Consider the following 11,698-nt stretch of genomic DNA (forward strand, 5'->3'; position numbering starts at 1 on the left):
TAGTTCGCTACTAATTAAGGAGAAATTTTTTATCCGCTCGATTTTCCCTTACGACTTTATCTTACTTAGAATGACTTTGTACATAAAATTTTGCATTATCGTAGTGATAAATAATTTTCGAAAAATCAAATGGCTCACCCGCTGAAGTATAAAAAATTTCTTCCACGCAAAGTGCAGGATCGCCAGCTTGTAAACCTAAGTATTGTGCGATTTCATCATTAAGCTTAATTGCCTTAAAATATTTATCAGAAAAACCAATATTAATTTTACAAATATCTTTAACATAGCTAAAAATTGAGTGTTCGGCAATTTCTTTATTAAGGTAGGGTACGAGCTTTTTGCGATAATATGATTGCTCAAAACCATACACTTTGCCATCAACATAACGCAAACGTTTTATATAATAAACTTGCTCAGTATCATCACACTGTAAGGTCTCTTTTACTTTAGCATTCGGCTGCATTAAATCGACATTAAAAACTTGTGATGTGCCAGGTAGATCGTTTAAATCAACACTAAAACCATGACTCTCTAGAAAATTAAGAAACCCCTGCTTTTTAGGTTGTCGTACGAAGATGCCACTACCTTGTATTTGATAGATAACACCATGCCGCTCTAATCGATTAAGTGCCTTAATAATAGTTGTTCGACTGACTTGATATTGAGCAATTAACCCTTCAATATTGGGTAATTGAGTGTCTTTTGGCAATTTTTGCCGATAGATTTCTTGTTTAATCTTTTCGGCAACATCTTGATATTTTAGCATTTATTTCTCTTTATTGTTTTTATAAATAAATAGCTCTCATTGTAACTTGTTTTAAGTAATTAGTAAGCAGTTTAGGTTAAAAATCAGATCTAGATCACAAACAATATAATTGGTCATTAACAATTTTAAAATTAGGTTTAAGATAAGCTCATTAATTAGTCTAAGGAGCTTAATCGATGTCATCAAAAATAAGAGATTATAATAAACTTGCGGTCGATATTTTAAACGAGCTGGGTGGTGAAAATAATATTGTCACCGTTGCTCGTTGCACAACTCGTTTGCGTATAGTAACTGAGAAAACACCGCCTGAGGCAAAAGACAATATTGCCAATATGCCCGGTGTGATCACCGTAGTTGAAAAAGGAGGACAAATACAAATTGTTATTGGAACAAATGTAGAAAAAGTTTATAACGCCTTTATTCAACTTATCAACACCGATAATAAAGTCGCCAATGAAAACCAAGCCAGCGTACTTAATCGCATCATTGCTACCATGTCAGCGGTATTTGCACCATTTGTGTATGTTTTGGCCGCTGCCGGTATATTGCAAGGGATCCTGATTTTAATTAAATTAGCATACCCGGCGTTTGAGACAACCGGTACTTGTCAGGTTTTAAACTTTATATCATGGGCTCCTTTTGCCTTTTTACCAATCTTTATTGCCATAACCGCTTCTCAACATTTCCGCTGTAATATTTATATTGCCGTTGCTTGTTGTGCGGCGCTGCTATCACCAACATGGGCTGAATTAGCCACACTAATCAAATCCGGACAAGAAATTGATTTATTCGGTATTGCATTATCTGAAACTACTTATACTTCTACTGTCCTACCTCCACTTTTTTTAGTTTGGTTATTGTCTTATTTAGAAAGAGCTTTAGAGCCTCGCTTACATAGCATCATTAAACCACTATTAATGCCACTAATCTGTTTAGTTGTTATGGTACCTCTTACACTACTAGCAATTGGTCCAATTACCGCCGGTGCAGCGCACTATATTGCCAGCGGTTATAACTGGGTGGTTAATTTAGCGCCTTCGATTGCCGGTGGTCTTATTGGTGCTGTATGGCAAGTATTTGTTATTTTTGGTGTGCATTGGGGGATTACGCCAGTTATCATCGAAAACATTAATCAATATGGTCAAGACTCATTCCAAGCATTCCAAACCATTGCCGTTATTGGTCAAGTGGGCGCGGCATTAGGTTTTTATCTAAAAACCAGAAGCAAAGATATGAAGGGCGTGTCACTTTCAGCATTTGTTACCGGTTTATTTGGCATAACAGAACCGGCGATTTATGGGGTAAACTTACGCTTTAAACGACCATTTATTTACGGTTGTTTATGTGGTGCGTTAGGTGGAATTGTTGCTGGATTCTTCTCACCATATTACTATACTTACGCCGCTTTACCGGGACCGTTAACAATTGTGAATGCGATTAATCCGGAACATACCGGATCCTTCACTGGCGTCCTATTGGGATCAGCTATCGCCTTATTTGGTCCTGTATTATTAATGCAATTTTTAGGCACCAATGAAACCGAAAAAGGTAGTGCCAATAACATTGAAAATGATAATCCTAAAGTAATATTAGATGAAGTTGAAATTCAAAGCCCTATGACTGGCAGTGCTTTACCACTCTCTGAAGTACCCGATCCAGCTTTTGCTCAAAAATTAATGGGTGAAGGTATTGCTATTGAGCCAACTGACAACAATGTTTACGCACCAGATAATGGTATTGTCACCGCTGTATTTGAAAGCTCTAAACATGCTATCGGGTTAACACTGGATAATGGTGTAGAATTGCTGATTCATGTTGGAATTGATACGGTTAATTTAACCAATAATGAATTTAGCTACCATGTAGCATTAAACCAAAGAGTCAATAAAGGGGATTTACTTATCAGCTTCGATCCTGACAAAATTAAACAAGCAGGCTATCCACTGATTACACCGATTATTATCGTCAATACCGATCAATATCAACAGATCACATTAACGGAAAATAAACCGGTTACCCCTGAAGATATCGTATTTATAATTAAGCAATAAGAAGGAACAACAAATATGAAGCAAAAACCATTTTTATGGGGCGGTGCATTAGCCGCTCATCAATTCGAAGGTGGCTGGAACGAAGGCGGGAAAGGTCCTAGCGTTGTTGATGTTATGACCGCTGGTGCTCATGGTGTGCCTAGACAAATTACCCAAGATATTCAAGCAGACAAATTTTATCCAAATCATACTGCTATCGATTTTTATCATAATTATAAAGATGATATTAAGTTGTTTGCCGAATTAGGCTTAAAATGTTTACGTACTTCAATTGCTTGGACACGTATTTTCCCTAAAGGAGATGAGTTAACGCCGAATGAAGAAGGCCTTCGTTTTTACGATAATGTGTTTGATGAACTCATTGCTAACGGAATTGAACCGGTGATAACACTTTCTCATTTTGAGATGCCATTACACATTGCTCGCCATTATGGTGGTTTCCGTAATCGTAAAACGGTAGAATTTTTTGAACGATTTGCGATCGCTTGTTTTGAACGATACAAAAATAAAGTTAAATACTGGATGACATTCAATGAGATCAATAACCAAATGGATACCAGTAATCCGATCTTCTTTTGGACTAATTCCGGGGTACAAGTCAAACCGGGTGAAAATCCACAAGAAGTCCTTTATCAAGTCGCACACTATGAGCTATTAGCTAGTGCGAAAGCGGTAATCGCCGGTAAAAAAATTAATCCGGATTTCCAAATTGGTTGTATGATTTCTCATGTGCCTATTTACCCATATTCTTGTAATCCTGAGGATATGATGGCATCGGAAATCGCTATGCATCAACGCTTCTTCTTCCCTGATGTGCATGTACGTGGTTATTATCCGGCTTATGCGCTTAAAGAGTTTGAACGTGAGGGGTATAAACTTGATATCACAGCCGACGATTTGGCACTGTTAAAACAAGGTACCGTCGATTACATTGGTTTTAGTTACTATATGTCAACAGTAGTTAAAGCGGATGTGAAAAACGACAATCGCGATAACATCGTCAATGGTGCATTACCAAATGCGGTTGAAAATCCTTATATTAAAAGTAGTGATTGGGGTTGGCCGATTGACCCTGAGGGATTACGTTATACCTTAAATCGCTTATATGATCGCTATCAGCTACCGTTATTTATTGTCGAAAATGGTTTTGGTGCCATTGATGAATTAGAGAATGGTAACCAAATTCATGATAAACCAAGAATTGAATACTTAGGCGCACATATTAAGGCGATGTTAAAAGCGATTGATTATGATGGCGTTGATATTATGGGTTATACCGCATGGGGGATTATCGATGTTGTGTCGTTTACCACTGGTGAAATGAAAAAACGGTATGGCGTCATCTATGTTGACCGAGATAACGAAGGAAACGGTAGCATGAAACGTTATAAAAAAGATTCATTTGAATGGTATAAACACGTCATTAGCACTAATGGTCAATGCTTAAAGTAAGCTTTTAGGCTATCGCTCAATTTAAAATAAAGGGGAGCGGTTTGATTAAACACTCCCCTACTTTTATTGGTAACCATTAATTGGGCTTCTATTTAGGCTTGATAATTTTGCTTAAGCAAAAATCAAAAATTAAAAATCAATTGTTTATCCAGTTGTGGATCGATAAGCGTGACATGAAAACCGATAAGGCGCACACCCCGATCTTGTCTGCGTTCATGCCAAACTTTATAAGCCTGTTCAATCAAATCCTGTTTATCGAGTTTTGACCACACATGCTCTTGAGTAGTCAGCTGAAAATCATCAAACTTGAATTTTACCCCTTGTCTGGCTATTGATAAATCAGAACGTACTTTGCTTAATCTTTTTTCAAGTTCATCAAACAAAGGATCAAACTGCATAAGGCACTCTTCCCAACTATGAATATCGTTAACCAACGTACGCTCAACCCCAACTGATTTTCGTTGCCGATCATTACACACTTCTCGTTCATCAATACCTTGACAGCGTTCATATAAGATTCGACCAAATTTACCAAATTGATTAAGTAGTTTGTTTAAATCATAATTGAGCACATCTTTACAGGTATAAAGTCCTAGCTCAGTCAATTTCTTTTCAGTCACTTTGCCGACACCAGGAATTTTTTTCAACGGTAATTGCTGAATAAAACTATTTACCGCATCGGGTGTAATCACATATTGTCCGTTAGGTTTATTCATGTCGGAAGCAATTTTGGCTAAGAATTTCAGCGGAGCCACTCCCGCTGATGCGGTAAGTTCAAGCTCATTGTAAATCGTTTGACGAATATCTTGCGCAATTAAGGTCGCCGACCCTTGGCATAACTTACAATCGGTAACATCTAAATAGGCCTCATCGAGCGATAGTGTTTCAATAGCTTTGGTATAACGCTGGAAAATTTGATGAATTTGATTTGATACCTCTTTATAAACAGCGTGTCTGCCCGGTATCACCTTAAGATTAGGGCATAACTTAACCGCTTGTGCCATTGACATGGCACTATGAATACCAAATTGCCGAGCCTGATAATTTGCGGTGGCAACTACGCCACGTTTACGCGGATCACCCCCTACCGCAATTGGCATATTACGGTAACGGGGATTATCTCGCATTTCAACGGCGGCATAAAAACAATCCATGTCGACATGAATAATTTTTCGCATAATGGCTTTTTAACTAGATCGGTAATATAACTGTATAAATATACAATATCATACCTTAAAAACTTGTGCAAACCGCTAAAAAATTACTTAAGCAACTTATCGAAATCAATGAGTCCATTTTTATCATACGGATCGCCAATCCAGCGGATCGATTGATGAAAATTAGGGTTCACTATACTTTTTTCCGGCTGGTATGAATCATAACTCAAACCGGCTAAATCAGACCATGTGTGAATCAAATCTTGAGTACTAAATTTACGCTCTACATAGGATTGATAATTATTAGGATGACTTGCTCGCCACTTAGGCGATTGCCAAAGCATAAATGGTACCGTATACATTGTTTGGGTTGGTGCTTTTTCATTGCGCCCTAACACATCATGTGGCGGTGATTGGTAAACATCTTCCCCATGATCAGAAAAATACAACATAAAACCGTTTTCTTGACTATTTTTAAACAAGTTAAAAAGTGTGGTTGTGACATAATCGTTATATCTGATCGCATTATCATAACTGTTATAATAGTCTAACTTTTCATCATCAATCTTAAATGCTATTTTGTCTTTATCTTTAAAGTAATTCCACTGTTCATCTTTAGGATAACGCAAGGAATATTTCATATGGGTACCAAGCAAGTGTATAACAATAAATTTCTTCTGCGCCGGATCGTTTAACACTTCTCTAAAGGGTTCGAAAACGGATGAGTCATATTGTCTTGAACTTTGATTACGATCGTTATTCATATAAAACTGTTCATCGGCCTGCTTAGAAAACATAGTTAGCATTGTATTGCGTTTGGTCATAGTTTGCTGGTTAGTTATCCAAAAAGTTTTATAACCAGCCTGTTTCATTAAATGTATTAACGACGGTTTTTTCAAATAGAGATCCGGATGCTGTTCATCAGCAAAGGTTAAAGCTTGTTGCAATATCTCAATGGTATAAGGTCTTGATGATACCACGTCATTGAAAACCAAAAATTCCGGATTCTCTTTTTTAAATTGCTCTATTTGTGGTGTTGTCGGCCTGTCATAACCGTAAATGCCCATACGTTGACGAGACGTTGACTCACCAATGACCAGCACCAATGTTCTTGGTGTATCACCATTAGCATCTTTTAAATTTTCAAAAGCAGGCAGCGTTTGCAAATGATTCAAAATATTTTCCATATTAGTTAATTGCGAACGATAGGCTAAATAGCTATTTAAAAGTTGCCATGGCACGGTTGTTTCCATGCGAGACATTAAGTGCGCTGTAGCTTTTTCAAATGAAGTCTTTTTAACTGCCATACTAATAAATAACGGCATTAAAGCATAAGTGATAATTAACAGCGAGCAGATCCACTTGGTCGAATTTTTAACATAAATCGGTTTTACTTTTCGCCAAAGATAAATACCGATTAAAATATAAATCACTAATACTGCTAATAACTTAAAGCTAAAATATTGTTGAATAAATTCATGAGATTCATTGTAGTTTGATTCAGCCATAACGAAAAAGACACTTTGTGAAAACTCTTGACGATAAATCACAAAGTAACCAATGGAGATAAGCGACAAAGCGCCAATAACCAGTCCATAAACGGCGGCAATTTTCCGGGTATGATTTGGAAACAGCAGAACTGGTATCAGCCAAATTAAACTATAAATTATCGCATCACGTAACCCAATTAAATTCGAATGACCCGATAACACAATATAAAGTTGTAACGCACAGGAAAAGTAACAAAAAAATAGAATAACAAAAATAAGTGCAGACCAGCTAAATTTTTGGTTGTCTTTTAACTTTTGCATGAATATCTAACAATATTAAATAATAGGTGATAACACTTTATCTAGCCTAAATTAATAAAACCTTAAAGGCGCAATAGGCGCAATTTATGCAGCAGTCTTTGCTAAAAAAATAAGTTAACAGGCGGGTATCAATAAAGGGATTGACTGAAAAAAGCCAAACTTTCTAGTTAACGAGTCGATGCAGTAGGATTTTGATAACAACCACTAAACCATTTGTTCCTTTAATTAAAAATCTCAGTCAAACTGGCAATATTCATCTATTTAAAATTTGCTATTAGCACTATTGGCCAATGCCACCAATTTAGCCAATCTTTAAGCCTAATATTTTAGCTATATGCTGATTTTCAGAAAGTTTCAACTTTTCGGGATGATCATTAAAGATAATTTGCCCATTATCAACAACCAAACAGCGTGAAAAATAGCTTAGAGATTCATCCAGATAATGTGACACCATCATCAAAGTCAGACCATATTGATTACAGATCTGATCTATCAGCGCTAACATCTCAAATCGCAGCGCTTGATCTAACGCCGAAAAAGGCTCATCTAATAGTAAAATAGGACGATGTTGAATCAAACATCGGGCAAGCGCCACACGTTGTGACTGACCACCGGAAAGCTGTTCAGGAAAACGCCCGGCAAACCCTTTAAGCCCAATTTGCTCGAGTATATGACCTATCAACGACTGCTCATTAGCACTCAATTTTAAAGAGGGTTTGATGCCTAATGCAATATTTTGTTCAATGGTTAAATGGCTAAATAAATTATTATGCTGAAATAGCATAGATGTCGGACGTTCGCTCGGTGGCAAATGGGTAACATTTTGCTGATTAAGAATGATATTTCCACATTGAGGATAAACAAAGCCGGCAATAAGATTTAACAGCGTACTTTTACCTGCGCCACTAGGACCAACGACAATCACCCGCTCTTTAGCGGCGATGTTGAAGTCAAAATAGGTTTTGAAATCATCGTGCTGATAACTGATTTGGTTAAGTTCGATCATCATCTATCACAACCAATATACTTAAAGATAAGATTAATAGAAAAGCAGCAGTAACCATACTATCATGATAATAATAATGTGATATTTGCTCGTATAAATAATAAGGTAATGTGATCACCGATTGCCCACCAAACAACGCAATCACACCAAAATCGCCCAACGATAAAATCATCGAAAATGCAAAACTCATCATAATCAATTTTTTTAATGCTTTAAATTCGATTAAATAAAAATGCTTTAAACCGGTAATATTGAGCGATTGGCTAAGCTGCCAGTAACGCAAAGTAACATCATACATGGGTGCGGCAAGATTTTTAAGCACAAAAGGTAATGCCATAAGCCCATTACAAAGCATAACCAACAGACAAATAAACAGCTTATTATCGGCGTAACGAAATAGCAGTAAAAAAAGCCCCGATGCTAAAACCATACTGGGAATAACCAAAATTAACGAGCCGATCATCATTAAATAATTACTCAAATTTGTCTGCTGGAAAATAAGTAAACGGCTATTCGTCCAAAGTAGCGACAAGCCTAACAACATAGCAATCATCGCTGAGCCTAAAGCAATCAAAATGGAGTACATTAACGCTGATAGAAAAGATTGATTAATCGCAGATAAGCGAAAATAATAAATCCCTTCAACCAATACCGTCAGCATCGGAAGGAAAATAAATAGCACACCTACCCAAATGATGATTCTACATAAAAAACCTAAATAACCCGGTATGGCGAGTTGATAATCGGCTTTAACAAATTTTATGCTAAGTTTCTTTTGTTGATTCAATTTTTGCATCAACAAAATAAAAGTTACACAGCACACAATCTGCAACGCTGAAAGCACAACCGCTTGCATAATGTCAAAATCACGAATAGATTGATAGATTGCCACTTCAATTGTGGTAAACTTTGGTCCCCCACCCAGCGCAAGCACAACGGCAAAACTGGAAAAACAAAGCATAAAAATTAATGCTGCCATAGGTAAGATTTGCCGGCGCAACAAAGGCCATTCAATCAGTTTAACAAAGGCAAAATGAGAAAAATTAAGCTGCGCTGCTAACTGTTTATGTTCGACCGGCACACTTATTAACGTTCGATAAAATAAACAGCAGGCATAGGGAAAATTCAAAAAAACATGCGCCAATAAAATACCCTGTAACCCATAAATCGACAGCGAATAAGGTAAATTAAGAGACTGAAAAAAAACCGATATTAGACCCTGCTTGCCATATACCGACAATAGTCCGGTAACAACCACTAGTGTTGGTAAAATAAAGGTGATCGGCATCAGCTTTAATAGCAGTGCTTTGCCTTTAAAATCAACCATTGATAAAGCTTTCGCCATTAATAATGCAAAGCCGATAGATAAAACAGTCGATAACAGTGATTGATAAAACGTTATTGCTAGAATATGTAATAAATAACTATCAAAATAGACAGTTAAATTATCAGACTCTATGGCAAAGCGAACTAGTGCAAAAAGCGCCGTTGCTAATACCATAAAAATAAAACTAGCGGCGCCAATACCTGCCATTAGCGGTTTTAATTTAAACATCAAATTAACCGTTTTATTTGATCACCGCTGATTGCCATTCACGAATCCACGCTTTTTGATGCTTGCTAACTTGTTCTGCATCAAATTCCAGCGGCTTGTCTATCGGTTTAATTTGCTCAAAAGCCGGTGGTAAATCAGTTTTGATAATTGGATACATCACATTTTTTTCAGCAAATAAACGTTGCACTTGTGGCGTTAATAGATATTTTAAAAATTGGCGAGCCAATGGAACTTCTTGGCTATATTTGATAATACCGGCTACCTCAACTTGACGATAATGTCCTTCATCAAAAATGGCCGCTACATAGCGATAATCGTTATCATTTAAAATATGTGCAACCGGTGAAGTGTTATAACTCAACACAAAATCAGCTTCGCCTTTCAAAAACATATTGTAAGACTCGCTCCAACCTTTGGTTACTGTAACGGTATTTTTCGCTATTTTTTGCCACGCTGTAGCGGCATCGTCATCATAAACTTTCTTCATCCAAAAAAGCAATCCTAAACCGGGTGTACTGGTTCTGGGATCTTGATAGATAATTTTCCAATTTGGCTTGTTATCAACTAATTGATGTAAAGATTGAGGTGGATTTTTTATTTTCTCTTTATTATAAATAAAGGCAAAATAACCATAATCATAAGGCATAAAATCTTCATTCCACCAATCGGTATTTAAGTTATCCGGTTTCTCAATTTGATGAGGTATAATGATATCGGCAAGTTTAGCTTGTTCTATCAGATTGTTATCTAACCCCAAAATCACATCAGCATTGGTTTTATCACCTTCAAGCCGAATACGATTTAAAATCGATACACCGTCTCCCAATGTTATCACATCAAGTTGACAATCACACTGCGCCTCAAAACCTTTTTTGATCGCTTCACCAGGACCCCACTGTGACATAAAAGAGTTATAACTATAGACGGTTAAAGTTGGCTGCTCAGCAAAGACAGCGCCGGCAAAGCACAATAAAGGAAAAACAATAGACAATAACAGATTGTGACGAAACATTTTGCCTCCAAAATAGTAAGTAAAAGACAAAAGGTTTGAGCAGATATTATAACTCAAATCCCTCCGCTGGCATGATCCAGTTCAGGTTCGACGGGTTATGTTAGCAAGTTAACATTCTCAGCCCAACTCGGCACCCCGTTGAGAACGATATTAGTTTAGAGGCTCAAGGTTTAATTGTAAATAGTTACCCTTCACTGTTGCCATTCAAATTTCTCTGCCATTTTGGAAGAGACTAACTTAAATTGCCCTTGATTAATCTGATATACCTGTTCTTTATAAAATTCCGGCTTAGGATCTATATATTCATAGTCCTCATCATAATAGTAAGTCACAAACTGTTTTAGGTTTATTGTTAAATCTTCATTGACAGAAAATTGATTAAAACTACTAACATCTTCATAGCGATATTGACTATCTAAAAGCAAAGCATCAATCAATTTACCTTGTTCATCGTAACTATTTAGTTGAATATTTAACATCTGGGTATCAGCTTCACCATAACCATTGTAAATTATCACTTTATAGAGATAATTATCCTGAACAAAGCCACCTACTACGTAATAGCGGATATCTTGTGTAAATCGATCATATCCAAAAGACTCATTTTTAATCGGAAAATTGATTTCTTGCTCATTCAAGAGTTGAGTGAGTTTTGAATACTTGTCCAAAAAGATAGCGTAACCATCATTATCTTTTTTATAGTATTTTATAAATTGTGAAGAAGTTATGGGGAGTTTTAGGTTTGGCACAGTGTCGGGGGCTTGAGCAAAGACTAAAGCAGAAAAAAATAAAAATATATTGACAATTACACTCCATTTAACAAATTTTTGGAACATTTATCACTCTCTTTATTTATGCAATTTATTTTGAACATAAAGTAATCTATGT

At 36.5% G+C, this 11,698-nt stretch carries 9 protein-coding genes and 1 riboswitch; of the genes, 2 read left to right on the plus strand and 7 right to left on the minus strand.

Features of this window, described 5'->3' with window-relative positions:
* Window positions 1–61 precede the first annotated feature (61 nt).
* Window positions 62–766: a GntR family transcriptional regulator gene (locus tag J3U74_RS03155; RefSeq protein WP_267329698.1), complete on the minus strand. Its 705-nt coding sequence runs from the start codon at window positions 764–766 to the stop codon at window positions 62–64.
* Window positions 767–942: 176 nt separating this feature from the next.
* Here J3U74_RS03155 and J3U74_RS03160 point away from each other — a divergent pair, with 176 nt between their 5' ends.
* Together J3U74_RS03160 and J3U74_RS03165 are read left to right on the plus strand one after the other, a co-directional pair.
* Window positions 943–2,817 carry a glucose PTS transporter subunit IIA gene (locus J3U74_RS03160; RefSeq protein ID WP_267329697.1) on the plus strand — a complete coding sequence of 625 codons (1,875 nt, stop codon included), beginning with the start codon at window positions 943–945 and terminating at the stop codon, window positions 2,815–2,817.
* A gap of 15 nt (window positions 2,818–2,832) precedes the next feature.
* Window positions 2,833–4,269 carry a 6-phospho-beta-glucosidase gene (locus J3U74_RS03165; protein WP_220219343.1) on the plus strand — a complete coding sequence of 479 codons (1,437 nt, stop codon included), beginning with the start codon at window positions 2,833–2,835 and terminating at the stop codon, window positions 4,267–4,269.
* A 122-nt stretch (window positions 4,270–4,391) separates the two neighbouring features.
* Here the strand turns inward: J3U74_RS03165 and dinB are convergent, their stop codons facing one another.
* The 6 genes from dinB to J3U74_RS03195 form a co-directional block, all read right to left on the minus strand.
* The gene (gene dinB / locus J3U74_RS03170) at window positions 4,392–5,447 is read right to left on the minus strand and encodes a DNA polymerase IV (protein ID WP_267329696.1); all 1,056 of its coding nucleotides are present in this window, start codon (window positions 5,445–5,447) and stop codon (window positions 4,392–4,394) included.
* Window positions 5,448–5,530: 83 nt separating this feature from the next.
* Window positions 5,531–7,237, minus strand: a complete 1,707-nt coding sequence (cptA, locus tag J3U74_RS03175) for a phosphoethanolamine transferase CptA (RefSeq protein ID WP_267329695.1) — start codon at window positions 7,235–7,237, stop codon at window positions 5,531–5,533.
* 301 nt (window positions 7,238–7,538) lie between these two features.
* On the minus strand, window positions 7,539–8,243 hold the full coding sequence (gene thiQ / locus J3U74_RS03180; protein WP_416379790.1) for a thiamine ABC transporter ATP-binding protein ThiQ: 705 nt from the start codon (window positions 8,241–8,243) through the stop codon (window positions 7,539–7,541).
* Window positions 8,230–9,798: a thiamine/thiamine pyrophosphate ABC transporter permease gene (gene thiP, locus J3U74_RS03185; RefSeq protein WP_267329693.1), complete on the minus strand. Its 1,569-nt coding sequence runs from the start codon at window positions 9,796–9,798 to the stop codon at window positions 8,230–8,232. Before thiP ends, thiQ begins: the two co-directional genes overlap by 14 nt.
* A gap of 13 nt (window positions 9,799–9,811) precedes the next feature.
* The gene (gene thiB, locus J3U74_RS03190) at window positions 9,812–10,810 is read right to left on the minus strand and encodes a thiamine ABC transporter substrate binding subunit (protein WP_267329692.1); all 999 of its coding nucleotides are present in this window, start codon (window positions 10,808–10,810) and stop codon (window positions 9,812–9,814) included.
* A 40-nt stretch (window positions 10,811–10,850) separates the two neighbouring features.
* A riboswitch (TPP riboswitch) is annotated at window positions 10,851–10,958 on the minus strand.
* A 43-nt stretch (window positions 10,959–11,001) separates the two neighbouring features.
* Entirely contained in the window at window positions 11,002–11,646 is a 645-nt protein-coding gene (locus tag J3U74_RS03195) for a hypothetical protein (protein WP_220219337.1), read from the minus strand.
* Between the last annotated feature and the right edge of the window lie 52 nt (window positions 11,647–11,698).

It is taken from the genome of Gilliamella sp. B3892 (genome assembly GCF_026536305.1).
Taxonomy (GTDB): Bacteria; Pseudomonadota; Gammaproteobacteria; order Enterobacterales; family Orbaceae; genus Gilliamella.

Bases quoted from the DNA above. Each gene is read 5' to 3' on its own strand.
- thiB (WP_267329692.1), bottom strand. From the start codon at position 10,810: ATGTTTCGTCACAATCTGTTATTGTCTATTGTTTTTCCTTTATTGTGC.
- dinB (WP_267329696.1), bottom strand. From the start codon at position 5,447: ATGCGAAAAATTATTCATGTCGACATGGATTGTTTTTATGCCGCCGTT.
- J3U74_RS03195 (WP_220219337.1), bottom strand. From the start codon at position 11,646: ATGTTCCAAAAATTTGTTAAATGGAGTGTAATTGTCAATATATTTTTA.
- thiQ (WP_416379790.1), bottom strand. From the start codon at position 8,243: ATGATCGAACTTAACCAAATCAGTTATCAGCACGATGATTTCAAAACC.
- J3U74_RS03155 (WP_267329698.1), bottom strand. From the start codon at position 766: ATGCTAAAATATCAAGATGTTGCCGAAAAGATTAAACAAGAAATCTAT.
- J3U74_RS03165 (WP_220219343.1), top strand. From the start codon at position 2,833: ATGAAGCAAAAACCATTTTTATGGGGCGGTGCATTAGCCGCTCATCAA.
- cptA (WP_267329695.1), bottom strand. From the start codon at position 7,237: ATGCAAAAGTTAAAAGACAACCAAAAATTTAGCTGGTCTGCACTTATT.
- thiP (WP_267329693.1), bottom strand. From the start codon at position 9,798: ATGTTTAAATTAAAACCGCTAATGGCAGGTATTGGCGCCGCTAGTTTT.
- J3U74_RS03160 (WP_267329697.1), top strand. From the start codon at position 943: ATGTCATCAAAAATAAGAGATTATAATAAACTTGCGGTCGATATTTTA.